Source organism: Gammaproteobacteria bacterium (assembly GCA_035279405.1).
GTDB lineage: Bacteria > Pseudomonadota > Gammaproteobacteria > Natronospirales > REEB76 > REEB76.
On sequence record DATEHU010000034.1, the window covers coordinates 180200 to 207076 of the forward strand.

General features: G+C 61.2%; 25 protein-coding genes. 22 read left to right on the forward strand and 3 right to left on the reverse strand.

All coding sequences use genetic code 11. The features are described 5' to 3' along the window. Positions 1-50: 50 nt before the first annotated feature. Both VJR90_08725 and VJR90_08730 read right to left on the reverse strand, forming a co-directional pair. A complete protein-coding gene (locus VJR90_08725) occupies positions 51-1373 on the reverse strand; it encodes a glycosyl hydrolase family 18 protein (GenBank protein HKV97556.1) in 1323 nt (440 codons plus the stop codon). Between the two features lie 60 nt (positions 1374-1433). Continuing rightward, positions 1434-2135 carry an SDR family NAD(P)-dependent oxidoreductase gene (locus tag VJR90_08730; GenBank protein HKV97557.1) on the reverse strand — a complete coding sequence of 234 codons (702 nt, stop codon included), beginning with the start codon at positions 2133-2135 and terminating at the stop codon, positions 1434-1436. A 393-nt stretch (positions 2136-2528) separates the two neighbouring features. Here VJR90_08730 and VJR90_08735 point away from each other — a divergent pair, with 393 nt between their 5' ends. The 22 genes from VJR90_08735 to VJR90_08840 all read left to right on the forward strand — a co-directional run bounded on the left by VJR90_08735 (position 2529) and on the right by VJR90_08840 (position 24085). Then, positions 2529-3542, forward strand: a complete 1014-nt coding sequence (locus VJR90_08735; GenBank protein HKV97558.1) for a zinc-dependent alcohol dehydrogenase family protein — start codon at positions 2529-2531, stop codon at positions 3540-3542. A gap of 164 nt (positions 3543-3706) precedes the next feature. Continuing rightward, entirely contained in the window at positions 3707-4150 is a 444-nt protein-coding gene (locus tag VJR90_08740) for a hypothetical protein (protein ID HKV97559.1), read from the forward strand. A 197-nt stretch (positions 4151-4347) separates the two neighbouring features. Beyond that, positions 4348-5946: a thioredoxin-like domain-containing protein gene (locus VJR90_08745; protein ID HKV97560.1), complete on the forward strand. Its 1599-nt coding sequence runs from the start codon at positions 4348-4350 to the stop codon at positions 5944-5946. 51 nt (positions 5947-5997) lie between these two features. Continuing rightward, on the forward strand, positions 5998-7794 hold the full coding sequence (locus VJR90_08750; protein ID HKV97561.1) for a GspE/PulE family protein: 1797 nt from the start codon (positions 5998-6000) through the stop codon (positions 7792-7794). Between the two features lie 74 nt (positions 7795-7868). Further along, on the forward strand, positions 7869-8162 hold the full coding sequence (locus tag VJR90_08755; GenBank protein HKV97562.1) for a hypothetical protein: 294 nt from the start codon (positions 7869-7871) through the stop codon (positions 8160-8162). Next, entirely contained in the window at positions 8159-8920 is a 762-nt protein-coding gene (locus VJR90_08760; GenBank protein HKV97563.1) for a CPBP family intramembrane glutamic endopeptidase, read from the forward strand. Before VJR90_08755 ends, VJR90_08760 begins: the two co-directional genes overlap by 4 nt. 222 nt (positions 8921-9142) lie before the next feature. Beyond that, positions 9143-9775 carry a 16S rRNA (guanine(527)-N(7))-methyltransferase RsmG gene (gene rsmG, locus VJR90_08765; protein ID HKV97564.1) on the forward strand — a complete coding sequence of 211 codons (633 nt, stop codon included), beginning with the start codon at positions 9143-9145 and terminating at the stop codon, positions 9773-9775. 68 nt (positions 9776-9843) lie between these two features. Further along, on the forward strand, positions 9844-10662 hold the full coding sequence (locus tag VJR90_08770) for a ParA family protein (GenBank protein ID HKV97565.1): 819 nt from the start codon (positions 9844-9846) through the stop codon (positions 10660-10662). A 2-nt stretch (positions 10663-10664) separates the two neighbouring features. Then, positions 10665-11552 (forward strand): ParB/RepB/Spo0J family partition protein, encoded by an 888-nt coding sequence (locus VJR90_08775; GenBank protein HKV97566.1) that lies wholly within the window; start codon positions 10665-10667, stop codon positions 11550-11552. A gap of 152 nt (positions 11553-11704) precedes the next feature. After that, on the forward strand, positions 11705-12094 hold the full coding sequence (locus tag VJR90_08780; protein HKV97567.1) for an ATP synthase subunit I: 390 nt from the start codon (positions 11705-11707) through the stop codon (positions 12092-12094). A 5-nt stretch (positions 12095-12099) separates the two neighbouring features. Beyond that, positions 12100-12936, forward strand: a complete 837-nt coding sequence (gene atpB, locus VJR90_08785) for a F0F1 ATP synthase subunit A (protein ID HKV97568.1) — start codon at positions 12100-12102, stop codon at positions 12934-12936. Between the two features lie 39 nt (positions 12937-12975). Further along, positions 12976-13275 (forward strand): F0F1 ATP synthase subunit C, encoded by a 300-nt coding sequence (atpE, locus tag VJR90_08790; protein ID HKV97569.1) that lies wholly within the window; start codon positions 12976-12978, stop codon positions 13273-13275. 35 nt (positions 13276-13310) lie between these two features. Further along, positions 13311-13784, forward strand: a complete 474-nt coding sequence (locus tag VJR90_08795) for a F0F1 ATP synthase subunit B (GenBank protein HKV97570.1) — start codon at positions 13311-13313, stop codon at positions 13782-13784. A gap of 14 nt (positions 13785-13798) precedes the next feature. Next, positions 13799-14344 carry a F0F1 ATP synthase subunit delta gene (locus VJR90_08800; GenBank protein ID HKV97571.1) on the forward strand — a complete coding sequence of 182 codons (546 nt, stop codon included), beginning with the start codon at positions 13799-13801 and terminating at the stop codon, positions 14342-14344. Positions 14345-14368: 24 nt separating this feature from the next. Then, positions 14369-15910 carry a F0F1 ATP synthase subunit alpha gene (atpA, locus tag VJR90_08805; GenBank protein HKV97572.1) on the forward strand — a complete coding sequence of 514 codons (1542 nt, stop codon included), beginning with the start codon at positions 14369-14371 and terminating at the stop codon, positions 15908-15910. Between the two features lie 170 nt (positions 15911-16080). Beyond that, positions 16081-16941 carry a F0F1 ATP synthase subunit gamma gene (gene atpG, locus VJR90_08810; protein HKV97573.1) on the forward strand — a complete coding sequence of 287 codons (861 nt, stop codon included), beginning with the start codon at positions 16081-16083 and terminating at the stop codon, positions 16939-16941. 125 nt (positions 16942-17066) lie between these two features. Further along, a complete protein-coding gene (gene atpD / locus VJR90_08815; GenBank protein ID HKV97574.1) occupies positions 17067-18464 on the forward strand; it encodes a F0F1 ATP synthase subunit beta in 1398 nt (465 codons plus the stop codon). A gap of 20 nt (positions 18465-18484) precedes the next feature. After that, on the forward strand, positions 18485-18913 hold the full coding sequence (locus VJR90_08820; protein HKV97575.1) for a F0F1 ATP synthase subunit epsilon: 429 nt from the start codon (positions 18485-18487) through the stop codon (positions 18911-18913). A gap of 66 nt (positions 18914-18979) precedes the next feature. Further along, the gene (gene glmU / locus VJR90_08825; protein HKV97576.1) at positions 18980-20341 is read left to right on the forward strand and encodes a bifunctional UDP-N-acetylglucosamine diphosphorylase/glucosamine-1-phosphate N-acetyltransferase GlmU; all 1362 of its coding nucleotides are present in this window, start codon (positions 18980-18982) and stop codon (positions 20339-20341) included. Positions 20342-20498: 157 nt separating this feature from the next. Beyond that, on the forward strand, positions 20499-22325 hold the full coding sequence (glmS, locus tag VJR90_08830) for a glutamine--fructose-6-phosphate transaminase (isomerizing) (protein ID HKV97577.1): 1827 nt from the start codon (positions 20499-20501) through the stop codon (positions 22323-22325). 100 nt (positions 22326-22425) lie between these two features. Then, complete coding sequence (locus tag VJR90_08835) at positions 22426-22989, forward strand: hypothetical protein (protein ID HKV97578.1); 564 nt, start codon at positions 22426-22428, stop codon at positions 22987-22989. Continuing rightward, the gene (locus VJR90_08840) at positions 22976-24085 is read left to right on the forward strand and encodes a hypothetical protein (GenBank protein ID HKV97579.1); all 1110 of its coding nucleotides are present in this window, start codon (positions 22976-22978) and stop codon (positions 24083-24085) included. The genes VJR90_08835 and VJR90_08840 overlap by 14 nt, the downstream gene beginning before the upstream one ends. A gap of 432 nt (positions 24086-24517) precedes the next feature. Here VJR90_08840 and VJR90_08845 read toward each other — a convergent pair whose 3' ends face one another. Beyond that, the gene (locus VJR90_08845) at positions 24518-26860 is read right to left on the reverse strand and encodes a GH92 family glycosyl hydrolase (GenBank protein ID HKV97580.1); all 2343 of its coding nucleotides are present in this window, start codon (positions 26858-26860) and stop codon (positions 24518-24520) included. Between the last annotated feature and the right edge of the window lie 17 nt (positions 26861-26877).

Here is a 26877-nt window from a genome sequence, read left to right on the forward strand (position 1 = left end):
GGGTGACTACCTCGGTAATGTTGAAACTAGCCGTAAGCGGGACCGATGGATTATCGCTTAGGTTGCGATTCGGACAGGGCTATTTGAGCGCTGACCAACAAAGAATTCTTGTTGGTAGCCGGCAAGTCTTCGCCGATTTCCCACATTATCATGCCCGCCAAGTGCCGCCTGACGACGTAATCGGCTTTGGCGGCCACTGACTTGGCGTCGTCGTAACTGATCCATTGCTGGGTCATTGGGTTGTAGGCAAATACGGCGCTGATCGTGTCGTTGACACAGATAGAGTGGGGTATGAATCCGGAATCCAGTAGATGTTGCGCAGCTTGATAGGAGCCATAACCTCGCTGGTGCAAGTCGTAGTCAGGGGTATTTGATTTGTCGAAACGCTCATAGAGTCCATGGCTATGACCCGCGGATCTGACTCCGCCATAAGCGACGAAGTACGCAGGAAAGCCCAGCAGGATTCTGTTTGAAGGTACGCCTAAAAACGTCAAATATTCAATCGCCTGATTGTCGCTTAGATGATAAAACTCCGGGAGCAGCGGCTCATCCGGACTGCTGTAAAGGTTTGCATTATTGCCGGTTACGCCACCGGGATAATACGGGCCGTGAAAGTCAAAACCCATGAGCGACACATAGGCATTACTTGCAATCTGTTCTAGGTTATTGCTGCACGAGGTGCCGGATGAACAGTCAATGCTGCGCAAAGTTTCCCAGTCACCAGGGACCTCAATGCTGATGAATGCTTGGTTATGGAGTTTTCTTCTCAATGCGAGGACAAGTTGTGTGTAGCGTTTACCCTCGCCCGGACCGAAAAGAGCTGACGGCTCGAAATCCAGATCAATGCCGCTCAGGTGGTATGCGGCAATAATCGCTGATGCAGACTCGACGAAAGCTTCCGGATAAGCGATAGCGTTTTTAAATGTATTTTGACTGCCGGCGCCGCCGATGGAGATGACCTTTCTGAGTGTCCCAGACTTGTTTTGCAGCTTTGCAAAGGCCGAAAAATTTCCGGCGAAAGCTTTGTCGGCATCCGGGCAACTCTCAAGGTCTTGCTTGCAGAAGCTTGCTGTGTCGCGTTTGGAAAGGTCCGTGTCCGGGTGGGCGAAGTACACATGGCCCGACGCATCTACTTGCAAAAACGCATAGGCCAGAACATTGATCAAATCCAATTGGTTAAATAATTTCGGGTTTTTCTGAGTGACTCCTGTGGGGCTCAAACTACCGGGTATGGGGTCATACGCGTATCTCGCCGTATTGTCTGACCAATAGGTCATGAGAATTTTTTGTGTGTGTATCTCTCCTGCCTGTGTTGCGTTGGCAAAAAAGAAAAATGCCGCGGTGAGCAACGCGTACTTGGTGGATATAGACATATTTTGTATTCCGCTGTTTTCGAGGGGCAGGCACGTTCGTGGGCGCCGTATTCCAGTCTTTTACCACACTTCGCCAAACGGCCGTGCTTCCACTTCGAAACTCCAGGCCGAGCGGGGTTGCTGGGTAAGCCAGTAAACCGTCGCGGCCACGTCGTCGGGCTTGACGAAGAAACTGTCGGGTTTGCCTGGCATGCGCTCGCGCGTGCGTGGCAGATCCACCACGCCGTCAATGACCACCAGTGCCACGTGGATGCCGGAGGGCCAGAGGTGCCGCGCCATGGATTCGGCCAGCGTGCGCTGCGCGGCCTTGGCCTGGGCGAAGGCAGCAGCGCGCGCAGCACCGCGGCGTGAGGCCGTGGCGCCGATGAAAACGATGCTGCCCGCACCGCGTTGTTTCATGGCGGGAATGACTTCGCGGGCGGCGGCGAAAGCCCCAAGCGCGTTTATCCGCCAGGCATTTTCGAGATCCATGGCGCTCACGTCCTCCACGTTGCCCCAAGTGCCCGAACCGGCGTTGTACACCAGCACGTTCACTTCACCCAGGTCTTTGCGGATGGTGGCGAAGGCTGTCTTTACTGAATCCGGGTCGGACGCATCGCACGCATAGGCGTGCGCGTTTCCCAATTCAGCAGCAAGTTTTGTGGAGAGCGTGGTGCTGCGCGAAAGCAGGGCGAGACGAAAGCCCGCCTGTGAGAAACGCTGCGTGATGGCGGCGCCATTGCCGGGACCGATGCCGATAACTGTGCAGACAGGTTGAGTCATGATGCTTTACCAACTGTGTGAAGCAATGCCCTGCGTATGCTACACCGCGACGGTCGGTGCAGTGGGCGTCAGTCGTGTTTGACATGCACCATGGGTAACTTGTCTTGCTCCCTCCTTTGGAAAAGGAGGGCGAGCTGCACAGCAGCGAGCGGGTTGCCAGGGGCACATCGCGAAGCGATGTGCGGGAGACCAGGGATGGTCTCCCTGGACCGGAACACGATGCAGGATGGCGGAGTGTGCAGGGCAACCCTGGGCTTTCAGGCGAAGCCGGAATGCGCAGCCTGAAAGGGGTGGATTTGCATTGGAAAATCCCCCTCTATCCCCCTTTGAAAAAGGGGGAGATGGCACTACCGACAGCGCGCGTAGAATTCTTTGAGGCGAGGGCGGTTATCCATGAAAGCAAAACCCAGCGCGACGGCCATGGTCCTGGAGCAGCGCGGCGGGCCGCTCAAGAAACACGAGCTGCCTGTACCTTTGCCGGGGCCGGGCGAAGTGCTGCTCAAAGTGCGTGCCTGTGGCGTGTGCCGCACGGATCTGCACATTCATGATGGCGAACTTGCGCACGGCAAGCTGCCGGTGACTATGGGCCACGAGATCGTCGGCAGCGTGATGGCGGTCGGCAAGGGAGTGACAGCTTTCAAACCCGGTGAACGCCTGGGCGTGCCGTGGCTCGCGTGGACCTGCGGTGAGTGCGTCTATTGCCGCAACGGCCGGGAAAATCTCTGCGACCGGGCGCGCTTCACCGGTTATGACCGCGACGGCGGATATGCGGAATATGCGCTTGCGGACCAGCGTTATTGCTTGCACGTGCCGGAGCAATACGATGACGCGCATGCGGCGCCGCTATTGTGCGCCGGGCTTATCGGCTACCGCGCATTCCGCTTCGCTGGCGATGCGCAACGTCTGGGAATTTACGGCTTCGGTGCGGCGGCGCACATCATCGCGCAGATCGCCGTCGCCCAGGGGCGGCGCGTGTATGCGTTCACGCGCCCGGGCGATGCGATGACGCAGCAGTTTGCGCGGGAACTCGGCGCGCATTGGGCTGGCGGCTCGGATGAACCCCCGCCCGAACGGTTGGATGCGGCATCGATCTTTGCACCGGTAGGTGCGCTGGTACCGGCGGCGCTTGCCGCGGTGGCCAAGGGTGGAACCGTAGTGTGCGCCGGCATCCACATGAGCGACATTCCGGCGTTTCCCTATGTACGGCTCTGGGGTGAGCGTGTGCTGCGCTCGGTTGCGAATCTCACGCGCAAGGACGGCGAGGAATTCATGCAGGCAATCGAGCGCTGGCCGGTGCGTACTACGGTCACCGAGTTTCCACTCACCCAGGCCAATGAGGCGCTGGCCGAGTTGCGTGCCGGGAAACTGAACGGTGCCGCGGTGCTGGTGCCGGAGTCACACGCGTAACGTGCGCCGATTGCATTTCCGCGCAACGGAAATCATTTGTTACATCCTGTTCACACCCTGACACCACTTTTACACACCACGTCGCTAACATTCATCGCAGTCAACGCAGCCAGCGCATTTGCGTTTCCAGTTGCGTTGACGATCCAAATGTCAGGAGATTCATCATGCAATATGCAAATCTGAAAATTGCCACGGCATTCGTGCTCGGTGCCGTGCTCGCCGGCGCTATGCCCTTCGCTTTCGCCCAGTCTGCGGACGCGCCCGCGGGCGCGCAGCCGAGCGTCACTGTGCAGCGTGAAATCACCCGAGGTTTTCCCGCCGGGATGCACCGGAACTGGCGGGGCTCGGGACCGGTGGGCGCGGCCATCGCCGACTTGAACGGCATGCGGCGGCTCTATCTGCTTGAGGGCAAGCGCCAGAATCTCCCCGAGCTTTACCGCTACGTGCTGAGCAAGACCCAGAATCCGGTATTGCGCAACTATGCCTACCGGCATCTGGCGCGGGCCGAGCTGCAGGTGACCAATGCCAACCAGGCCATTGCCACGCTACGCCGGAGTCTGGACGAAAATCTCACGCGCCTGAACCAGGCGCCCGCCACCAAGCCGTAAGCACGCGCGGGCTACGCAGGCTCACGGCGTGTCGCGCTCGGCGTCCCGGGCGGGGAGCGAGTCGCGGTGCGCCCGGGCACGGAACCTTGTGGCCGTACGCTTGCCCAATGCCCATGAAATAATCCTTGCACTGCGCAGGTCTGTGTATCCACTGCCTGCGCAAGCGTGTCGCCGGGCTGGGCCACTGGATGCGGGTCATGAGTGTCACCAAAAAACTGTCTCTGCTTGTGGCGCTGGCGCTGGTCACCAGTGCCTTGTTTGCCGGGCTGCGCTGGTATACCGGCCTGCGCGTGATGCCGCTGGCGCTGGCGGCGGAAGTCCCGTCCCTGGCGGGCACAGTAACGGCGCCGGCTTTTCCGCCCGGCCTCGACTGGATCAACACCGGTGGCCGGCCCGTGATGCTCAAGGAACTGCGCGGCAAGGTGGTGCTGCTGGATTTCTGGACCTACGGCTGCATCAATTGTTTCCACATCATTCCCGATCTCGAGAAGCTGCAACAGACCTACGGCCACAAGCTGGTCATCGTCGGCGTGCACTCCGCGAAGTTCGCCACGGAGCGCAAGACCACGCACATCGCCATGATCGTGCAGCGTTACGGCATCGATCATCCGGTGGTGAACGACAGCAACATGCAGATCTGGAACGCCTACGGCGCCGAAGGCTGGCCCACGCTCACCTTGATTGACCCCGCTGGCAAGATCGTGGGTCAGGTGTCGGGCGAAGGTCATTACACGCTGCTCAACAAGGCCATCGGCATCCTGGTAACGGGGTTTGGCGCAAAGCACGAGATCAATGACAAGCCGCTGTGGTTCAACGACATCAAACTGACCATGCCGGATACCGAACTGCTGTACCCCGGCAAGGTGCTCGCGGATGCAGCGCATAACCGCTTGTTCATCGCGGACTCCAACCATAATCGCATCGTGGTGACCACGCTCCAGGGTGCGGTGCTGGCGGTGATCGGCAACGGCAAGAAAGGTTTGCACGACGGCGATTACGCGCACAGTGAATTCGCCTATCCGCAGGGCATGACGCTCGCGGGGGCCGATACGCTGTACGTCGCGGACACGGACAACAACGCTGTCCGCAAGGTGGATCTGAAGTCCCGCACGGTGACGACCGTGGCCGGCGATGGCAAACAGGTTTACATGACCGAAACCTCGCTGCCGGCCAAGGGCTCGGAACTCAACACGCCCTGGACGGTGTTGTGGCACGACGGCCTGTTGTACATCGCCATGGCGGGCCAGCACCAGTTGTGGCTGTATGACCCGGTAACGCAGACCATCAAACTGTACGCCGGCAGTGGCAATGAAGGCATTGATGACGGCGCACTCAGTTCGGCAAGTTTCGCGCAGTCCAGCGGGCTCACTACTGATGGCAAGTATTTGTACGTCGCCGATCCCGAAGCCAGCGCGGTGCGCCAAGTCGGTTTCGGTTCCGGGGCGCAGGTGCGCACGCTCGTAGGCACCGGCCTGTTCGATTTCGGCGACGTGAACGGCGTGGGTAGCGCGGTGCGCCTGCAACATGATCTAGGCATTGCCTGGCACGCTGGGCTCCTTTATATAGCCGACACCTACAACAGCAAGATCAAGGTGCTCGATCCCAAGACCCGGCGCGTGACCACGCTCTCGGGCGGCGACGGCCAGTTCGACGAGCCGGGCGGCGTGAGCGTGGCCGGCGATATCCTGTATGTCGCCGACACCGACCACAACCGCATCGCGCTCGTGAATCTCAACACCGGCCAGGTGAGCGCGCTCAAGCTCAGCGATCCACAGCATCTGTTGCAGGGCAACTGACGGCACGGCGGCCGCCGTGCAGCGGCCGGAGCTTTTGACTACACTGGGGTCATGGCCAGCGCGCGTCCCGCACCGCAAACCGCCGACCGCAAGCTCGCGTTGCTCGAAGTGCTCGGCTGGGTTGAAGCCGAAGGCATGCTGGCCGCCGATCAGGTGAGTCTGTTGCGCGGACTGGCGGAACGCGGCGTGTACGATGGTCAGCATCCGCTCTCGGTCATCGGCAAACGCAGTTGGCCGGACGCACGCGATCCTGACAAGGTGCTGAATGTCGAAACCCTGACGCAATGGCTGGCCGCGCGCGTCAAACTCCCGTATTTCCGCATTGATCCCCTGAAACTGGACGTGCGCCGCATCACCGGCGTGATTTCGCAGGGCTACGCCTCGCGCTTCAAGGTGCTGCCGGTGGAAGTCACGGCCGATGAGATCGTGGTGGCCACCGCCGAACCCTGGGAGCGCGAATGGGAGCGGGAGCTCAAGCAGATCCAGCGCAAGAAGATCCGCCGGGTGCTGGCCAATCCGGACGAGATCAACCGCTATCTGGTGGAGTTCTATTCGATTTCGCGCTCGGTGATCGGCGCCGAAGCCCAGAATCTCGGGGCCAACGCGCCCGGCATCCAGAATTTAGAGCAGCTCATCGAGTTGAGCCGCGCCGGCAAGCTCGATGCCAACGACCAGCACGTGGTGAGCATCGTGGACTGGCTGCTGCAGTACGCTTTCGAACAGCGCGCCAGCGACATCCACATCGAGCCGCGGCGCGAAGTCGGACTGGTGCGCTTCCGCATTGACGGCGTGCTGCACCAGGTCTATCAGCTGCCAGCCGCGGTGCTCGCACCGATCACCAGCCGCATCAAGATTCTGGCGCGCATGGACATCTCGGAAAAGCGCCGCCCGCAGGACGGCCGCATCAAGACGCGCAATCCCAAGGGCCAGGAAGTGGAACTGCGCATTTCCAGTATGCCGACCGCGTTCGGCGAAAAGCTGGTGATGCGCATCTTCGATCCCACGGTATTGCTGCGTAGTTACCGGGAACTCGGCATTTCCGAGGCAGACGAAAAATTCTGGCAGGCGATGATCGAAAGCCCGCACGGCATCATCCTGGTCACCGGTCCCACGGGCTCCGGCAAGACCACCACGCTGTACACCACGCTCAAGCAACTGGCGCAGCCGGACGTGAACGTATGCACCGTGGAAGATCCCGTCGAAATGGTGGACCCGGCGCTCAACCAGATGCAGGTGCAGGCCAACATCGAACTGACGTTCGCGAACGGCGTGCGCACGCTGTTGCGCCAGGATCCGGACATCATCATGATCGGCGAAATCCGCGATGCCGAGACCGCGGACATGGCGGTGCAGGCCTCGCTCACCGGACATCTGGTGTTGTCCACGCTGCACACCAACGACGCGCCCTCGTCAGTGAGCCGGCTGCTCGATCTCGGTGTGCCGCCGTATCTGCTGCAGTCCACGCTGCTCGCGGTGATCGCACAGCGGCTGGTGCGTGTGCTGTGCGCGAATTGCAAGCAACCGGTGGAGCTGGGCGATGCGGATTGGGACAGTCTGGTGGCGCCGTGGAAGGCACAGAATCCCAAGCGGGTTTACAAGGCGATTGGATGCCTTGAGTGCCGCAATACAGGTTACCGGGGACGCATCGGGCTGTACGAGATGCTGGGATTCACGCCCGCCATCAAGCACCTGATTACCGGCAATTTCGATATTGACGCGCTGCGCCAGGAAGCCATGCGTGGCGGCATGAAACCGCTGCGTTTGCGTGGCGCCGAAAAAGTAGCCGAAGGCGTGACCACAATGGACGAAGTGCTGCGCGTGGTGCCGTCGGCCACGACTCACTATTGACCGGCGAGTTCCGGCTTGCGATTTTGACGAGGGCGCGGCCCGGGCCGCGATTTGACAACGACGAGGGGAACAACATGAAACGGGTATTGTTCGGGATTCTCTGGTTCATCGTGTTTTTCATCGTGCTTTACATCATTTACAGCGTGGTGCTCGGCGTAATCGTGGCGCGTGCCAGCGGCGCGCACGGCCCGGTGAATTATCAGCAAGGCCTGCAGGCGGGCCTGGCGTTTGCCCAGACGCATGCGCACGCGCTTGCAGTGTGGCGCGTGGTGGTCCTGATAATTGCAATCGTGCTGGCCGTGGCGGGCTCGGTCAAAGGCGTGCTGCCGGGAACCAGGAAGAAACTTCCGGCTGCGGCGCCTGAATGATGCCCGACAACGCGGTGGCCGCGCCGCGTGCGCGGTCATTGAATGCCTGGCACGCGCTGTGGCTGGTGCTGGGCTACGTGGTCGCCCAGTTCCTGGGCTCAGTGCTCGCGGGCATGGTGTGGGGATTCGGCAAGGGATTCGAAGCCGCGCTGCAGGGTGCGCACACCATCACGCACTCGCAACCGGGCCTCGTGGTACTCGCGTGGTCGGTGGCGGCGGGCCTGATCCTGGGTGCCGCATGGGCGGTGTATTTCGGCGGGCGTTACGCGGGCAGTGCCTTGCGCAGCCCGGGACCCGAGGGCGTCGCCTGGCGTGCCGCTGCTTTTCGCGGTTATGCGCTCGCGGTGCTGTTAGCCGTGCTGTTGATGCTGCTGGCCATTCTGCTCGAGCATATGTATCCGCCGGATTTCACCCACCTCACCGGACCCGCGGAACAATTGGCACGCTCGAGTGGATTGCCGTACGCCGTGTTTCTGGTGTGTGTCGTGTTCATTGCGCCGCCGGTCGAGGAATACATATTCCGCGGCGTTGCCTTTGCCGCCGTGACGCGCAGTTTCGGCGTGCCGGCCGCGGTGATACTCACCACGCTGGCGTTCGTGCTGCTGCATTACGCCGACAAGATTCATTATTGGCCGGGCTTCCTGCTGGTGGGCGCGCTCGGGCTGGCCGCCGTGGGTTTGCGCCTGCGCTATCAGTCGCTGTGGCCCGGTATCGCATTGCACTGCTGTTACAACGGCATGGTGCTGGCATTGCATTGATTGCTGCCGGTGCGCAATGCGGGCACTCTGTTATTCTGGCCGTACCGCCAGCCGGTTCTGTTGCCACGCACACCTGTTTCTTAGAGCCCCTGACAAAATGGCCATTCGTAATAAATGCCCCCGCGCGCAAAGCGTGGCCCCCCTTTTGCAAAGGGGGGTACAGGGGGATTTAACGTGTGCCGGATGATGACCATCGTACATTTTGTTAGACGCTCTTAACCGATGACGCCGCACGCCATCATGCGCCTGCTGGAAGCCGGCATGGCCGAACTGGGTGTGAGTCTGCCCGCCGATGCACCGACGACGCTGTGCCGTTATATCGAGGTGCTGCTGCAGTGGAACCGGAAGTTCAACCTGACGGCGGTGCGTGCGCCCGCGCAGATCGTGAGCCGGCACATCCTCGACAGTCTGGCGGTGGCGCCCTGGGTGCACGGTACGCGTGTGCTGGATATCGGTACCGGCGCGGGCCTGCCCGGCATCCCCCTGGCCGTGGCGTTTCCGGAGCGGCAATTCACGCTGCTCGACAGCAACGGCAAGAAGACCCGCTTTGTTACGCACGCCGCGACCACGCTGGGGCTGCGCAACGTGGAAGTGGTGCAGGCACGGGTCGAGACCTACCGCGCTCCCGAGCCGTTTGCTACCGTGATTACCCGCGCGTTCGCAACGCTGGGCGAATTCCTCGGGGTTTCCGCGCATCTGGGCGCCACCGGCACACGCTGGCTGGCCATGAAAGGCGCACCGCCTGCGGGCGAACTGCAGGCGCTGCCCGCGGGATTCCGGCTGCTCGCCGTGCATGCGCTCAAGGTGCCGGGAGTGGAAGCGGCACGCTGCGTGGTGGAAATCGTTAGATTGTAGGAGCGACGGTCCCTCGTCACGATTCGGTAAATTATCGCGGCGGAGACCGCCGCTCCTACGGGAATAAAATGAGTCGCATCATCGCCATCACCAACCAGAAAGGCGGCGTGGGCAAGACCACCACCGCGGTGAATTTGGCTGCATCGCTCGCGGCCACCAAGCGGCGCGTGTTGCTGGTGGACGTGGATCCGCAGGGCAATGCCACCATGGGCTGCGGTGTGGACAAGCACGCGCTCAGCGCCGGTACATACGAAGTGCTCATGGGCGAGCGCCCGATCACCGACGCCATCCAGCGCGTGGAGGCCAGTGGCTTCAGCCTGTTGCCCGCGAACAGCGATTTGACCGCGGCCGAGGTGAGCCTCATGCAGGCACCGCAACGCGAAAGCCGCTTGCGTGCGGCACTCGCAACGGTGCACGCGGATTACGATTACATACTGGTTGACTGCCCGCCCTCGCTCAACATGCTCACCCTCAACGCGCTGGTGGCGGCGGACAGCGTGTTGATACCCATGCAGTGCGAGTACTACGCGCTTGAAGGACTCTCGGCGCTGGTCGCCACCATCGAGCGCATCCGGCAGATCAATCCGCGGCTCGAAATCGAAGGCCTGCTGCGCACCATGTTCGACCCGCGCAACAACCTGGCGAACGAAGTTTCCGCGCAACTCATCGAGCATTTCGGCAACAAGGTGTACAACACTATTATTCCACGCAACGTGCGGCTCGCCGAGGCGCCGAGCTTCGGCATGCCGGCGCTCAAACATGACGCCAGCTCGCGCGGCGCGCTTGCATATCTGGCGCTGGCCGGTGAACTGCTGCGCCGCGAAGATGAGCGCGGTGCAGCTTCCAGGCATGCTGCTACAATCTCCCGCTCTTCGAGGGAGGCATGAGTGTGGCGTTGAAGCGTAAGGGGCTGGGTCGCGGACTGGATGCGTTGTTGGGCGGTGCGCTGCCTGCAGCCGCGGATCAGGCGGCCCACGAGGAGTTGCGCGACATTCCGGTGGACCTGATCCAGCCGGGAAAGTATCAGCCGCGCATGCATATGAATGCCGAGAGTCTGCAGGACCTGGCCGATTCCATCAAGGCGCAGGGACTGGTGCAGCCCATCGTGGTTCGCCCGGTCGGCGACGGCGGCGCGCAAGCCGCCGCGGAACGCCGCTACGAAATCATCGCCGGTGAACGCCGCTGGCGCGCCGCGCAGATCGCCGGCCTGCACCGTGTGCCCGCGGTGGTGCGCGATGTGCCGGACCGTGCCGCCATCGCCATCGCGCTCATCGAGAACATCCAGCGCGAGAACTTGAATCCCCTGGAAGAAGCCCAGGCGCTGCAGCGTCTGACCGGCGAATTCAGCATGACCCACCAGCAGGCGGCCGAGGCCGTGGGGCGCTCGCGTGCCGCCGTGACCAACCTGCTGCGGCTGCTGGAGCTGAGCGCGGAAGCCAAGGATCTGGTGGAACGCGGCGAGCTGGAGATGGGCCACGCGCGGGCGCTGCTGGCCCTCAAGGGCACGGCGCAGACCGAGGCCGCGCGGCGCGTGGTGGCGCGGCACCTGTCGGTGCGCGACACCGAGAATCTGGTGCGCCGGATGCTCAAGGAAAACGGCGCCGCCGCTCGCGGCACCCGGCACGTGGATCCCAATATCCGCCAGCTGGAGACCGAGCTCACCCGCAAGCTCGGGGCCAAGGTCAAAATCGAGGCCGGCGCCGGCGGCAAGGGCCGGCTGGTAATCCAGTACACCAGCCTGGATGAACTGGACGGGATTCTGGCCCGCATCCGCTAGGCATCCCGGGGTTTTTGTTGCTGATTTCATTGAAGAAACCCCTGCCAACCCGCTAAAATGCGCCGCTCTCCACGAGCTGGGGCTTATCGTGTAGCCACCCGCTGCCACACCGGTAACGTCGTGGCTTTTTTGTTGTGCGCGGAGCTGGGTCCATGGCCGGCACGTTTTCGCAGGCGCGGCGCGGGACGCTCCTGATCGTCGGGATGCAACTGGCCGTGGCGCTGCTGGCGGCGCTGGTGGCCGGGGTTCTCGCCGGGTGGCACGCGGCCTGGTCGGCGCTGATCGGCGGCCTGATCAACGTGCTCGCGAGCCTGTATCTGGCGTTCAAGCTGTTTGGCCGGGGACCGGCGGCCGCAGCTTCGCAGTGGCTGGGGCGCCTGCTCGCAGGCGAGGCACTGAAGTTTGTCATCACCGTCGTCCTGTTTGTCCTGGCGATTGTGGTGCTCAAGGCGGCGTTTTTGCCGCTGATTCTGGCGTTCATTGCCACCTACGTGGCGTACTGGATCGGGCTTGTGAAGATTGGTCTCGGGCAGGCAGCGTGAGTCGAATGGCGGGCATCACCTCGGACGAATACATCCATCATCACCTGACCTATTGGACGGTCGGCAACGGTGGTTTCTGGACTTTGCACCTGGACACCTTGCTGGTGTCGGTGGCTTTGGGGCTGTTGTTTTTCTTTTCGTTCTGGGTGGTGGCGCGCAAGGCCAGTTCCGGCGTGCCCGGCAAGTGGCAGAACTTCATCGAAATCGCGGTCACGTTCGTGGATTCCCAGGTGAAGGAGACCTTCCACGGCAAGAACCGGATGGTGGCGCCCATGGCGCTCACCATTTTCGTGTGGGTGTGGCTGATGAATTTCATGGACATGATCCCGGTGGATCTGTTCCCGCGCATCGCCGCCTGGATTGCCATGCCCTTCGGCGCCAATCCCGAGCACGTGTATCTCCGGGTGGTGGGTACCAACGACCTCAACATGACCTTTGCGATGTCGTTCAGCGTGTTTGCGCTCATGATCTTCTACAGCTTCAAGGTCAAGGGCGTCAGGGGGTATGGCCGGGAAATCCTGTTCCACCCCTTCAATCATTGGGGATTCATGCCGGTCAACCTGATGTTGCGCATCGTGGAAGATCTGGCCAAGCCGATCTCGCTGTCATTGCGACTGTTCGGCAACATGTACGCGGGCGAACTCCTGTTCGTGCTCATCGCGCTGCTGCTGGCGCAATTCACCCACGGTGCGACCGGCGTGGCGCTCGGCATCCTGGGAATCATTTGCGGTTTTGCCTGGACGGTGTTCCACCTGCTGATCATCACCATCCAGGCGTTCATTTTCATGATGTTGTCGGTCGTGTACCTGAGCATGGCACACGAATCGCATGATATGCACTGAATTTCATTCACCGGGTCAATAAGCCAGAGGAGAGTTTCAATGGATACCGTAAGTTTGATCGCCCAGGTTCAGGGCATGACCGCCGTGGGTGTGGGCCTGATCTTCGGTCTGGGCGCACTCGGCACCGCCATCGGCTTCGGCATTCTGGGCGGCAAGTTCCTGGAAGGTTGCGCGCGCCAGCCGGAGCTGTCCGGCATGCTGGCCGGCCGCATGTTCCTGATGGCGGGCCTGCTGGACGCCGTGGCCATGATCGGCGTGGGCTTCTCGCTGTACTTCATCTTCGCCAATCCGTTCGTGAGTGCGGTGACCAAGGCGGCGGCCGCGGCGGCGGGTCACTGAGAAAAACCCGCGGCGGGTAGCGAGGATAAGCGCACATGAACATCAACGTGTCCCTGATCGGCGAAGCCATCGTCTTCGGTTTGTTCATCTGGCTCACCATGAAGTACATCTGGCCTTACATCACCAAGGCCATGGACGAGCGCGCCAGCAAAATCGCCGACGGCCTGGCCGCGGGCGAGCGCGGCCGCAAGGATCTGGAGAACGCCCAGGTCAAGGCCACCGAGCTGCTGCATTCGGCGCGCGATCGCGGCGCCGAAGTCGTGGAAGTAGCGAACCAGCAGGCGGCCCGTGTCCTCGAAGAGGCGCGCAAGGATGCGCAGGCCGAGCGCCAGCGTCAGGTGGACGCAGCCAAAGCGGAAATCCAGCAGGAACTCAACCGTGCCAAGCAAGCCTTGCGCGCGGAAGTGGCGAATATTGCCGTGACCGCCGCCGGCCGCATCCTCGAGCGCGAGATCGATCCGCGCGCGCACAAGGCGCTGCTGGATGAGCTGGCGCGACAGATTCACTGAGTCCCGGTGACGACATGGCTGAAACTCTGACCCTCGCGCGCCCCTACGCCAAAGCGGTGTTCGAGCTGGCGCGCACGCGCCACGCGGAGGAACGCTGGAGCAAACTGCTCGCGTTGCTGGTCACGCTGGTCGGCAATCGCGAAGCCCGGGTGATGCTCGGCGATCCGCGCGTGCCGGCCGGAGTGCGTGCCGAAGTTTTGCTGGACTTGTGCGCCAAATCCGGCCACAAGCCGGACGCGCAGGAGCGCAATTTCGTGCGCCTGTTGGCGGATTACCGGCGTCTCGCGGTGTTGCCCGAGATTGCCGCCGAGTACCGCGCATTGCGCGAACAGGCGGAGAGCCTGGTGGAAGTTGAAATGCGCGCCGCCGTGCCGGTGAGCGAGGCGGAGCAAAGCACAATGCGCGCCGCGCTCGAGAAGAAGCTCGAGCGCAAGGTGAAACTCAGCTGCGTGACCGACAAGGCGCTGATCGGCGGCGCGGTGTTGCGCGCCGGCGATCTGGTGATTGACGGTTCGGTGCGCGGCAAGCTTGGACGCCTGGCCGCGGCCATCATTCAATAAACGTATCTCCCAGGAAATTCGATCATGTCACTCAATCCATCTGAAATCAGCGAGCTCATCCGCCAGCGCATCGAGCACTTCGACGCCGAAGCCGAGGCGCGCAACGTCGGCACCGTGGTGAGCGTCACCGACGGCATCGTGCGCATCCACGGCCTGCAGGCCGCGCAGTACGGCGAAATGCTGGAGTTCCCAAAGAATACCTTCGGCCTCGCGCTTAACCTCGAGCGCGACTCGGTGGGCGCGGTGGTGCTCGGGCATTACGAGCACATTTCCGAAGGCGATACGGTCAAGACCACCGGCCGTATTCTCGAAGTACCGGTGGGACCGGAACTTCTCGGGCGCGTGGTGAACTCGCTCGGCGAACCGATTGACGGCAAGGGCCCGCTCAAGGCCAAGCTCACTTCGCCGATTGAAAAGGTGGCGCCCGGCGTGATTGCGCGCCAGTCGGTCAGCCAGCCGGTGCAGACCGGCTACAAGGCCATTGACTCGATGGTGCCCATCGGCCGCGGGCAGCGCGAACTCGTGATCGGCGACCGCCAGACCGGCAAAACCGCGCTCGCGGTGGACACCATCATCAACCAGAAAGGCAAGAACCTGTTCTGCATCTACGTGGCCGTCGGCCAGAAGAATTCCTCGATTGCCGCGGTGGTGCGCAAGTTCGAAGAGCACGGCGCCATGGAATACACCACGGTGGTGGCGGTGTCGGCCTCCGAGTCCGCGGCGCTGCAGTACATCGCGCCCTATGCGGGCTGCGCCATGGGCGAATACTTCCGCGATCGCGGCCAGGACGCGCTCATCGTGTACGACGACCTGACCAAGCAGGCCTGGGCCTATCGCCAGATCTCGCTGCTGCTGCGCCGCCCGCCGGGCCGCGAGGCTTATCCGGGCGACATTTTCTATCTGCATTCGCGCTTGCTGGAGCGCGCGGCGCGCGTCAATGCGCAATACATCGAGCGCATCACCGCGGGCAAGGTCAAGGGCAAGACCGGTTCGCTGACCGCGCTGCCGATCATCGAAACCCAGGCGGGCGACGTGTCGGCGTTCGTGCCGACCAACGTGATTTCGATCACCGACGGCCAGATCTTTCTCGAGACCGACCTGTTCAACGCCGGCATCCGCCCGGCCATCAATGCCGGTATTTCGGTGTCGCGCGTGGGCGGCGCGGCACAGACCAAGATCATCAAGAAGCTCGGCGGCGGCGTGAAGCTGGCGCTCGCCCAGTTCCGTGAACTCGCGGCTTTTGCGCAGTTTGCCTCGGACCTGGACGAGGTGACCCGCCGGCAACTGGACCGCGGACAGCGCGTCACCGAACTCATGAAGCAGAAACAGTATGCGCCGCTCAGCATTGCCGACATGGCGCTGTCGCTGTACGCCGCCAACGAAGGCTATCTGGACGACATTGACGTGAAGAAAGTGGTGGTCTTCGAAGCCGCCCTGCACAGCTATTTCCAGGCGCATTTTGCCGCGCTGCGCGATCGCATCAATGCGAGCGGGGATTACGGCAGCGAGATAGAACGGGGCCTGAAGAAGGCGGTCGTGGAATTCAAGAAGACGCAGGCATGGTGACGGTGGATTCGCGGCCGTCTTGTGGGAGCGGTGATATTCGCCGCGATTCCGTATGTATTGCGGTCGGGACGACCGCTCCCACCATATTTATGGTGAGAGCTTAACCCCCTCACTTTGGTCTCTCCCCCGGAAGGGGGCGAGAAAACAGGGAAACAGAGACAGCCGAATATATGGCAGGCGCAAAAGAAATCCGGACGCAGATCAAGAGCATCCGCAGCACGCAGAAGATCACCAAGGCCATGCAGATGGTCGCGGCGAGCAAGATGCGCAAGGTGCAGACGCGCATGTCGGCTTCGCGTCCGTACGCGGAAAAGATGCGCAAGGTCATTGGGCATCTCGCCAAGGCCAATCCGGAGTACCGGCATCCGTTCATGACCGCGCGCGAAGTGAAGCGCGTGGGCTTCATCGTGATCGCTTCGGATCGCGGCCTGTGCGGCGGCCTCAACATCAACCTGTTCAAGACGGTGCTGGTGGCGGTGCGCGAGTGGCGTGAGAAAAACGTGCAGGCGGATTTCTGCATCGTCGGGGCCAAGGCGGTGATTTTCTTCCGCCACGTAGGCGGCAAGGTCCGCGCCCAGGCCACGCGTCTTGGCGATACCCCACATGTCGCGGATCTGGTGGGCACCGTCAAGGTGATGCTGGACGCTTACCGCGCGGGCGAGCTGGATCGGGTGTTTCTCGTCAACAACGTGTTCGTGAATACCATGCGCCAGGAGCCCACGGTGAGCCAGTTGCTGCCGGTGGTGGGCGTCGAGGATCCCGGACTGCAGGCGCACTGGGACTATATCTACGAGCCCGAGGCCCGCGACCTGCTGGACAGCGTGCTCGGCCGCTACGTGGAATCGCAGGTGTATCAGGGCGCGGTGGAGAACGTCGCGTGTTTCTATGCCGCGCAGATGGTGGCCATGAAATCGGCTTCCGACAACGCCGGCGAGATGATTGACGGGCTGCAGCTCGCCTACAACAAGGCGCGCCAGGCCGGCATCACCAAGGAGCTGGCGGAAATTGTCGGCGGCGCGGCGGCGGTGTAAAGAGAGTGAGGGGTGAGGAAGTGAGGCGTGAGGAAGAAACCCCTCACTCCTCACCAGCGAACGCAGTGAGCGACCTCACTTTTGCCAGGTATGTAAATTCTAGGAATTTAGAGAGAGAGACAACAATGAGCAGCGGCAAGATTGTGCAAGTCATCGGCGCGGTGGTGGACGTGGAATTTCCGCGTGAGGCCATCCCCGAAGTGTATGACGCGCTCAAGCTGGAAGCGGGTGGGCTGACGCTCGAGGTGCAGCAGCAGTTGGGCGATGGCGTGGTGCGCACCATCGCCATGGGCGCGTCCGAAGGCCTGAAGCGCGGCCTCGAAGTGCAGAACACCGGCGCGCCGATTTCCGTGCCGGTCGGCAAGGGTACGCTCGGTCGCATCATGAACGTGCTCGGCGAGCCGGTGGACGAGGCCGGCCCGATCAAGACCGCCGATCACTGGCCGATACACCGCGCCGCGCCGAGCTACGAAGAGCAGTCGGGTTCCACCGATCTCTTGGAGACCGGCATCAAGGTCATTGACCTGCTGTGCCCGTTCGCCAAGGGCGGCAAGGTCGGGCTGTTCGGCGGCGCGGGCGTGGGCAAGACCGTGAATATGCTGGAACTCATCAACAACATCGCCAAGGAGCACTCGGGCCTGTCGGTGTTTGCGGGCGTGGGCGAGCGCACCCGCGAAGGCAACGACTTCTACCACGAAATGGCCGAGTCCGGCGTCATCAACCTGAAGAGCTTGAACGATTCCAAGGTGGCGATGGTCTATGGCCAGATGAACGAGCCGCCCGGCAACCGCCTGCGCGTCGCGTTGACCGGCCTGACCATGGCGGAGTACTTCCGCGACGAGGGCCGCGACATCCTGCTGTTCATCGACAACATCTATCGCTATACGCTCGCGGGCACCGAAGTCTCGGCGCTCCTCGGGCGCATGCCGTCGGCCGTGGGTTATCAGCCGACGCTCGCCGAGGAAATGGGCGTGCTGCAGGAGCGCATCACTTCCACCAAGAAGGGCTCGATCACTTCCATCCAGGCGGTGTACGTGCCGGCCGATGACCTGACCGATCCTTCGCCCGCCACCACGTTCGCGCATCTGGATTCCACGGTGACGCTGTCGCGTGACATCGCGGCGCTCGGCATCTATCCGGCGGTGGACCCGCTCGATTCCACCTCGCGCATGCTCGATCCCAACGTCATCGGCCAGGAGCATTACGACACCGCGCGTTCGGTGCAGGCGGTGCTGCAACGCTACAAGGAGCTGAAGGACATCATCGCGATTCTTGGCATGGACGAGCTTTCCGAGGAAGACAAGCTCGTGGTGCAGCGCGCGCGCAAGATCCAGCGCTTCCTGTCGCAGCCGTTTCACGTTGCCGAGGTGTTCACCGGTTCGCCCGGCAAGTATGTGCCGCTCAAGGAAACCATCCGCGGCTTCAAGGGCATCGTGGCCGGCGAGTACGACACGCTGCCCGAACAGGCGTTCTACATGGTCGGCGCCATAGACGAAGCGGTCGCCAAGGCCAAGTCTCTGTAAGACGCGCACTGGGAAGCTTTATGCCCATGACTTTTCATGTAGATGTGGTGAGCGCCGAGCAGGAGATTTTCTCCGGCAAGGCCGAGATGGTGTTTGCGCCTGCCGAAATGGGTGAGCTCGGCATCACGCCGCGGCACGCGCCGCTGTTGACCCGCCTCGAGCCCGGAACCGTGCGCGTCAAAACCGGGCCTGATGAAGATGCCATCTTCTACGTGTCCGGCGGCATCCTTGAAATCCAGCCGCATCTGGTCACAGTGCTGTCCGACACTGCACTGCGCGCGCGTGACATAGACGAAGCTGCTGCGCTGGAGGCCAAGCGCCGCGCCGAGGAAGCCCTGGCCAACCAGACCGGTGAGGTGGACATCGTGCGCGCCCAGGCGGAACTCATGGAAGCGCTGGCGCGGCTGCGCACGCTGGAGAAAATCCGCAAGCAGCTCGGCGGGCATTGATGGCCCTGCGGCGCCTGGTTTTTCCCTTATCATAAGAATTCCCTGATTCCGGGTTACCGGGCCACCATGCCATTCAGCGTCGTCATCCTGGCCGCGGGTCAGGGCAAGCGCATGCATTCCGACCTGCCCAAGGTATTGCAGCCTCTGGGCGGCCGCACGTTATTGGAACACGTGGTAGCCACCGCAGCCTTGCTCAAGCCGGACGCGATGTATGTGGTGTACGGTCACGGCGGCGAGCAGGTCCAAGAAGCGCTCAAACATCTCGACGTGCGTTGGGTGAGCCAGGCAGAACAGCTCGGCACCGGACATGCCGTGCTGCAAGCGCTGCCGCAGATCCCCGACGAACACCGGGTGCTGGTGTTGTACGGCGACGTCCCACTGCTGCGTGTGACGACGCTGCAGAAGTTGCTCGCCGCCGCGACGCGCGGCGAGCTTGCGATTCTTACTGCGAACCTTTCCGACCCGACCGGATATGGCCGGATCGTGCGCGACGCCGAAGGCCAGGTGGCACGGGTGGTGGAACAGAAAGACGCCAGCGCGGCGGAACTGCGCATCGCCGAAGTCAGCACCGGCCCGCTGGCGTGCCAGGCCGGGTCGCTGCGTCGCTGGCTGAAGAGTCTCGGCAACGACAACGCCCAGAAGGAATACTATCTGCCGGACGTGGTGCCGGCCGCCATGGGGGAGGGAGTTTTGGTGACAGCCATCACGGTAGCCGATGAATCCGAGGTCGCGGGCGTCAATGACCGCGCACAGCTCGCCGCCGCCGAACGCGCACTGCGTCGCGTGCGCGCCGCGGACCTCATGCAGCGCGGCGCAATTCTGCGCGACCCCGAGCGCATCGACGTGCGCGGTGAACTCGAGTGCGGTCGCGACGTGGTGATTGACATCAACTGCATATTCGAAGGCCGGGTGAAACTCGGCCACCGCGTGCGTATCGGCCCGAACGTGCTGGTCCGCGATTGCGAACTCGGCGACGATACCGAGGTGTACGCCAACAGCGTGCTGGAGGGCGCGAGCATCGGTGCACGTGTGCGCATCGGCCCGTTTGCACGCCTGCGGCCGGGCGCCGCGCTCGCCGAAGAAGTGCACATTGGCAATTTTGTCGAGGTCAAGAACAGCCAACTGGGTGCGGGCACCAAGGCTAATCATTTGGCGTATCTCGGCGACGCCGAAATCGGCCGGCAGGTGAACGTCGGCGCCGGCACCATCACCTGCAATTACGATGGAGTGAACAAACACCGCACGGTGATCGGTGACGACGCATTCATCGGCTCCAATACCTCGCTGGTGGCGCCGGTGACTGTGGGTGCGGGCGCCACCATCGGCGCCGGCTCGGTGATTTCAAAGGAAGCGCCGGCAGGCGAGCTTACCCTGGAGCGCGCACAGCAGAAGACTGTGACGGGATGGAAACGGCCACAGAGGAAATGAGGCGTGAGGGGTGAGGCCGGGCGCTTCGCGCCCTGGTGAGGTGTCCAGTCCTCACTTCCTCACAGCGAACGTAGTGAGCGGCCTCACTCCTCACCAAACAGCGCGCGAAGCATGATGAGCGGGTAACCCAATAGGAAGTTTAAGGAGAAACCTTGGAATGTGCGGAATCGTAGGAGCAGTCGCCGGGCGTGACGTGGTGCCGCTGCTGGTCGAGGGCCTGCAGCGGCTCGAATACCGCGGCTACGACTCGGCGGGCGTGGCAGTGCTGAACGGCGGCATCCGGCGGATACGCACCGTGGGCCGGGTGGCGGAGCTGCGCGGCAAGGCCAAAACCGAACGCCTGCAGGGTTTCATCGGCATCGGCCATACGCGCTGGGCCACGCATGGTGGCGTCACCGAAGCCAACGCGCATCCGCACGTGTCGCGCGACGAGCTCGCGGTGGTGCACAACGGCATCATCGAGAATCACGAGCAGCAGCGTGCGCGTCTGCAGAAACTCGGCTATGAATTCGAATCCCAGACCGACACCGAAGTCATCGCCCACCTGATTCACTATCACTTTTCGCAGAGCCATGACCTGTTTGCCGCGCTGCAAAAGGCAGTGCATGAGCTGATCGGCGCGTATGCCATCGGCGCAGTCGCGCTCAAGGCTCCCGAAGTCATGGTGTGCGCGCGCATGGGTTGCCCGCTACTCATCGGCCTGGGCAAGGGCGAGAACTTCATCGCTTCGGATGTTTCCGCGGTGCTCGCCGCCACGCGCCGGGTGATTTATCTCGAAGACGGCGACGTCGCTGAGCTGCGCCGCGAGCGCGTCCGCATCGTAGACCGCGACGGCCGGGCGGTCGAGCGCAAGGTGCACGAAAGTGATGTATCGCTGGCCTCGATGGAACTCGGGCCTTATCAACATTTCATGCAGAAGGAAATCCACGAGCAGCCGCACGCGCTCACGGATACGCTGGAGAGCACGATTTCGGAAGGCTTCACGCCGGCGCTGTTCGGCAAACAGGCGGCGGCGGTGTTCAAGGATGTGGATGCGGTGCAAGTCCTCGCGGCCGGCACCAGCTATTATGCCGGCCTGACCGCCAAGTACTGGATTGAGAGCTTCGCCAAGCTGCCGGTCGGCGTGGAGATCGCCAGCGAATACCGCTACCGCGATTCCGTGGCCGACCCGCGTCAGTTGATCATCACCATTTCGCAGTCCGGGGAGACGCTCGATACGCTCGAAGCGCTCAAGCACGCGAAAAAGCTGGGCCAGGCCAAGACCCTGTCCATCTGCAACGTGCAGGAAAGCGCCATTCCGCGCGCCTCGGAACTGGTGTTCCATACCCGCGCCGGCGCGGAAATCGGCGTGGCTTCGACCAAGGCGTTCACCACGCAGCTCGCCGCGCTGTTCGTGCTCGCGGTGACGCTCGCCCGTGTGCGTGGCTTGTTGGATGAGCAGAAACTCGCCGTCTACATGGAAAGCCTGCGGCATCTGCCCGGCAGCGTGCAGCATGCGCTCAATCTGGAGCCGCAAATTGCCGAATGGTCAAAGCGCTTCGCACCCAAACAGCACGCGCTGTTCCTGGGGCGCGGCATTCACTACCCGATCGCGCTCGAAGGCGCGCTCAAGCTCAAGGAAATCTCCTATATCCACGCCGAAGCCTATCCCGCCGGCGAGCTGAAACATGGCCCGCTGGCGCTCGTGGACAAGGACATGCCGGTAGTGGTGATTGCGCCTAATGACGCGCTGCTGGAAAAACTGAAATCCAACATGCAGGAAGTGCGCGCCCGCGGCGGAGAGCTGTTCGTGTTTGCCGATGCGGACAGCCATTTCGCCGAGAGCAACTTGGTGCACGTGATCCGCACGCCGCGCCACGCCGGCATTCTCTCGCCCATCGTACACGCCATCCCGGTGCAACTCCTTGCCTACCACACCGCCCTCGCGCGTGGCACGGATGTGGACAAACCGCGCAATCTGGCTAAATCTGTGACTGTTGAATAGTTTAATGTTATCGCCCGAGACGCGTTGCTATATGTACGACAACACGAATCTCTGGATGATTTCATTCAGCCTGTAGCTATTGGCCTTTAGAAATTCAGCAATGAGTGAAAATGACAAAAAACCTCTCGAATTGACCGCGCTTTACAAGCGTCACTCCGGTCTCACACGCGCAATTAGTGACACCTTTTACGAAGCCGTATCAATTTGCCTCAGCCGGCACCACGTTTCTCCTGTTGATATGAGGATAGAATGTGATAAAAGGGCGACTAAGAGGACGGCAGAATTTGCAACCCCGACCGTTAGAACACTCAATGCGTGGGCAAACAATATAGATACTACAGAAAGTGGCGCCTATGGTGTTTGTCTTGCTGCGATAGAAGTTGAGGAAGATATGATTGCCGTAAGGCGTGCAGAAACACTAACGGGTGCAGATTGGTATGTTGCTCCGATGGGCACGCGAGCAGATGATTTGGAACGATGCCTGCGCTTGGAGGTATCAGGTGTTGACGGTGGAACTCAGTCTACATTGAAAACGCGTCTTAGACAGAAAGTCGAACAAACGAAGCGCGGTGTGAGCAACATTCCGGCAATTGCTAGCGTAGTGGGGTTCAAGGAAAAAACCATAATGATTCAGACTGTAGAAAGAAGCGATGACATGGCTTGATTATCATGCAGCCAGCGAAAAACTGGCGAGTGAGGCTCAGTCAGCCCAGCTAGAAAGAAATATCAAGCGGGCACGCGAGTTGTACCGTGCTGCTGCGCAGGCCGAACGTAGGGCGCTTGATGAAGTTGACGTATCGAAGGCAAGAACTAGGGGCGTAACCGCTGTAAGTGCCGTGGCCCTATGGTTTAAAGCATTCGAATTCGTTGAGGCTGAGCGCCTTGCGTATTCGCTCTTGGCCGATCCGGACATTCCTAATTTTGCGCGTGGCGAATTGAGAACCCTAGTGCAAGCTATATGGACAGAGGCTTCAAAACAAGAAGCCAATGTAGACTTTGTGCCGGGACAAGTGCTTGTTTCAGTTAAGGGTGGTGAAGTCATTACTGGTGGTGCACCGCTAGATTTGATCGTTGACAAAGTTCAGACGATTCAATCAATGTTCTATAGAACAATAGAGTTTCTTAATGGAGCGGCACACCGAAGGACGGGCCGTCCGACAAAAGAAATACAAGAAGCATGCAGGCCGTGGCTTTTCCAGTCAGCTCCTGGAAGTTATCAGTTTGCTGTAGCAATTCAGAAGCCGCTACAGTCTGACTTTTTCCGAGAAAACGTTCAACCTGAACAAATTGCCCGCCACTTCCTGGATATTGTTGACGCTTCTTCTCAACAGGACACAACGGAATTGAAAAGGCTTGTGGGAGATGACAGTTACAGGAGCACGTTCTTAAAACTTGCACGAAATCTTGCACCCACGGGCAGGTCATTTGAGAGGATTGAGCTGAAAATACCTGGGGATCCTCATCGAGTAAGTCTTGGAGCTGATTCTCGTGGGAATATTAACCAGCAATTACATCAAATGGTCGAGCCTCAGGTAAGCTCAAGCGAAGAACTAACCGAGTTGCACGGTATTTTGCGTGCTGTACATTTGGACAAAGACTGGATCGAAATACATGTCGAAAGCGGGTTTATACATGTGGATAATCTTCGGGACGCTGTCGACGATGTGATTGGGCCCATGGTGAATCGCTCCGTTGTGATTCAAGCGGTTCACACAGCAAGTAACAAGTATAAGTTTGTGGATATTGAATTAGCCGACTAGGAATACTTCCACTCCACGCAGTCGGTGGATTTGTAAATCCTGTGCCGGGCTGTTGTGGATCTCAATAAAGAGCAACGCTGCACCACCTGTGCGCGGAGCTTTTCCACCAGTTCTGGATTGGCGAGGGTGGTGATCTCGTTTGCGTCACGGCCGCTGGAGAGCTAAGTGAATCGTGGCGCTCGCGCCGATCTGAAACTTGTCGATGTCATTTGACAATCATGACAGTGAACTCGAATTCAGCTCTCAATGCAGATTCAGGAATACTTACAGTTCGTGATGATATAACTGCGAGCGAGCTGCATGTGGTTTGGCGCAACCAATGAAACTCTTGGCCTCATCGGCGGCATGAGTTGGGAGTCCACCGCCCATTACTACACGCGTATTAACCAGTTGGTGACGGAGCGCCGCCTTTAGAGCGCCGCGAGCATACGGTCAATAAGCCCTCATCGAATAAGGCCGGCTGGCAGGCGAGGTCGCCCAAGTTTTGTTCGGCGTCGCCTGCATTACAAAGCGCAGCACACCGCCTGACATGATTTCGTCCTCGCGGATATAGCTGCGGTTCAACGGTTTGCCGTTCATACTGACCGCGCCCACGTAGGGGTGCGCGTCGTCCAAGTTGTCGGCTATGACGGTAAATTGCCGACCGTTCGGCAGGTGCAGCGTGGCGCGCCGTACGAACGGCCGGCCGATCACGTATTCGTTGCTGGCGGGTGCGACGGGATAGAAACCCAAGGCGGTGAAGATGTACCACGCCGACATCTGCCCCAAGTCGTCGTTGCCGACCAGGCCCGTCGGTGTCGGTGCGTACTGGCTGTTCATGATTTGCGCGAGACGCTGCTGGGTTTTCCACGGCTCGCCCGCGTAATCGTACAGGTACGCAATGTGATGGCTGGGTTCGTTGCCGTGCGCATACCAGCCGATGAGCCCGGTCACGTCCTCGAGTTTGGCAAAGACCTTGGGATTGATTTTGGCGTCGAACACCTGATCCAGCTTGGAGACCAGTCCGGCGTCACCACCGAGTTCATGAATCAGACCGCCGATATCCTGCGGTTCGTACCACGAGTACTGCCACGAATTACCTTCAGTGAAACCGCTGCCCGCACCGGCGGCGGCGGGATCGAAGGGTTCGCGGAATTTCCCATTCGCAAGCCGGGGCTGCGCGAAGCCGGTCTTCGGATTGAACACGTTGCGCCAGTTTTCGGCGCGCTTGAAAAACTTCGCCGCTATTTTCTTGTGGCCCATGGCTTGCGCCATCCGCGCCAGTGTCCAGTCGTCGAAGGCGTATTCCAGTGTCTTGGAAACCGACTCGGGTTCGCGGTCGCTGGGCACGTAACCGAATTTCATGTAGTCGCCGAGATCGCCGTACGGCGCATAGGTGGCGCTCGCGATCATTGCCTGCAACGCGGCATTCGCGTCGAAGCCGCGGAAACCCTGCATGTAGAAGTTGGCGATCACCGGTACCGCGTGGTAGCCGATCATGCACCAGGTTTCCAGGCCCTCGTAGGCCCACACCGGCAGGATGCCGAACGGGCTTTCCTGTTGTGCCGCGATCAGCGAGTCCGCAAAATCGTTGATGCGCTGTGGCGGCTGCAGGAACGCCATTAAAGGCATTTCCGCGCGATACACATCCCACAGCGACCAGCTCGAATAGAAGGTAAATCCTTTGGCGGTATGCACCGCGTGATCTGGGCCCCGGTATTCGCCGTTCACGTCCATCGAGACATTGGGCGAGATCAGCGCGTGGTACATCGCGGTGTAGAAACTCTTCTCGATGTCCGGCGGCGCCTCCACGTCAATCGCCGAAAGCGCCTTTATCCATGCCGCCCGCGCCTCGGCGCGGCGTGCGTCGAAGTCCCAGCCTTGGCCGTCGGCATCGAGGTTCGCGATCGCGTTGGCTGCGCTGACGGTGGAAATCGCCACCTTTACCAGCAGCGGACTCGTGAGTTTGCCGAACTCGAACGCGCCTTCGAGCTGTTTGCCTGCAATCGCATCCACACCCGTCGGGTCGGGCGCCGGCCCTTTGAAACCCTGGTACACGATATTTTGTTCGCGATTCACCAGTTCGTGGGACTTGAGCGGTTGTGAGAAGCGGATCGCAAAATACAATTGCCGCCCCGGCGCCCAGCCACGCGTTTCGCGGTAGCCGGTGACGGTGCCATCGGCGCGCACCCGCAGCCGCGCCCACAGCACCTTGCCGGGGTAATCGTAGATACTCGGGCGCAGGTCCAGCAGTACGTGTGCGGTTTGGTCTTTCGGGAAGGTGTAACGATGCCAGCCGACGCGCCGGCCGGCGGTAAGTTCCACGCGTACGCCGCTGGTCGCGAGCGTCACCGCGTAGTAACCGGGTTGCGCGGTCTCGGTCCTGTGGCTGAAATCCGCACGGTAGCCGCTGCCCGGCTTGTCCGGGTTACCCGGGTCCCATTCAATCTTGCCCACGCCCGGCATCAACAGCACGTCACCGAGATCGGAATGGCCGCTGCCGGAAAAATGCGTTTCGGAAAAACCGAGGATGCTGTGATCGCCGTATTGATAACCTGCCGCCCATGCATAAGCGTGCTTGAAATCGGGCATCGCGGTATCGGGACTCAACTGGATCATCCCGAAGGGCACCGTGGCGCCGGGGAAGGTGTGGCCGCCGCCACCAGTGCCGATGAATGGATTTACGGAATCATAGGCCTGGCTGGCAGCGGACGCGGCGTAGGCCGGGAGCGTGACGGCGGCCAGCAGGATCACGACTCCGAAGCATGAAGTGGCGTGAAAAATGCGCGTGCGCATGTTGTGATTCCTCTTCA

Excerpts from the sequence above, each read along its gene's own strand:
- VJR90_08725 (HKV97556.1), bottom strand. The coding sequence starts at position 1,373 with ATGTCTATATCCACCAAGTACGCGTTGCTCACCGCGGCATTTTTCTTT.
- VJR90_08730 (HKV97557.1), bottom strand. The coding sequence starts at position 2,135 with ATGACTCAACCTGTCTGCACAGTTATCGGCATCGGTCCCGGCAATGGC.
- VJR90_08735 (HKV97558.1), top strand. The coding sequence starts at position 2,529 with ATGAAAGCAAAACCCAGCGCGACGGCCATGGTCCTGGAGCAGCGCGGC.
- VJR90_08740 (HKV97559.1), top strand. The coding sequence starts at position 3,707 with ATGCAATATGCAAATCTGAAAATTGCCACGGCATTCGTGCTCGGTGCC.
- VJR90_08745 (HKV97560.1), top strand. The coding sequence starts at position 4,348 with ATGAGTGTCACCAAAAAACTGTCTCTGCTTGTGGCGCTGGCGCTGGTC.
- VJR90_08750 (HKV97561.1), top strand. The coding sequence starts at position 5,998 with ATGGCCAGCGCGCGTCCCGCACCGCAAACCGCCGACCGCAAGCTCGCG.
- VJR90_08755 (HKV97562.1), top strand. The coding sequence starts at position 7,869 with ATGAAACGGGTATTGTTCGGGATTCTCTGGTTCATCGTGTTTTTCATC.
- VJR90_08760 (HKV97563.1), top strand. The coding sequence starts at position 8,159 with ATGATGCCCGACAACGCGGTGGCCGCGCCGCGTGCGCGGTCATTGAAT.
- rsmG (HKV97564.1), top strand. The coding sequence starts at position 9,143 with ATGACGCCGCACGCCATCATGCGCCTGCTGGAAGCCGGCATGGCCGAA.
- VJR90_08770 (HKV97565.1), top strand. The coding sequence starts at position 9,844 with ATGAGTCGCATCATCGCCATCACCAACCAGAAAGGCGGCGTGGGCAAG.
- VJR90_08780 (HKV97567.1), top strand. The coding sequence starts at position 11,705 with ATGGCCGGCACGTTTTCGCAGGCGCGGCGCGGGACGCTCCTGATCGTC.
- atpB (HKV97568.1), top strand. The coding sequence starts at position 12,100 with ATGGCGGGCATCACCTCGGACGAATACATCCATCATCACCTGACCTAT.
- atpE (HKV97569.1), top strand. The coding sequence starts at position 12,976 with ATGGATACCGTAAGTTTGATCGCCCAGGTTCAGGGCATGACCGCCGTG.
- VJR90_08795 (HKV97570.1), top strand. The coding sequence starts at position 13,311 with ATGAACATCAACGTGTCCCTGATCGGCGAAGCCATCGTCTTCGGTTTG.
- VJR90_08800 (HKV97571.1), top strand. The coding sequence starts at position 13,799 with ATGGCTGAAACTCTGACCCTCGCGCGCCCCTACGCCAAAGCGGTGTTC.
- atpA (HKV97572.1), top strand. The coding sequence starts at position 14,369 with ATGTCACTCAATCCATCTGAAATCAGCGAGCTCATCCGCCAGCGCATC.
- atpG (HKV97573.1), top strand. The coding sequence starts at position 16,081 with ATGGCAGGCGCAAAAGAAATCCGGACGCAGATCAAGAGCATCCGCAGC.
- atpD (HKV97574.1), top strand. The coding sequence starts at position 17,067 with ATGAGCAGCGGCAAGATTGTGCAAGTCATCGGCGCGGTGGTGGACGTG.
- VJR90_08820 (HKV97575.1), top strand. The coding sequence starts at position 18,485 with ATGCCCATGACTTTTCATGTAGATGTGGTGAGCGCCGAGCAGGAGATT.
- glmU (HKV97576.1), top strand. The coding sequence starts at position 18,980 with ATGCCATTCAGCGTCGTCATCCTGGCCGCGGGTCAGGGCAAGCGCATG.
- glmS (HKV97577.1), top strand. The coding sequence starts at position 20,499 with ATGTGCGGAATCGTAGGAGCAGTCGCCGGGCGTGACGTGGTGCCGCTG.
- VJR90_08835 (HKV97578.1), top strand. The coding sequence starts at position 22,426 with ATGAGTGAAAATGACAAAAAACCTCTCGAATTGACCGCGCTTTACAAG.
- VJR90_08840 (HKV97579.1), top strand. The coding sequence starts at position 22,976 with ATGACATGGCTTGATTATCATGCAGCCAGCGAAAAACTGGCGAGTGAG.
- VJR90_08845 (HKV97580.1), bottom strand. The coding sequence starts at position 26,860 with ATGCGCACGCGCATTTTTCACGCCACTTCATGCTTCGGAGTCGTGATC.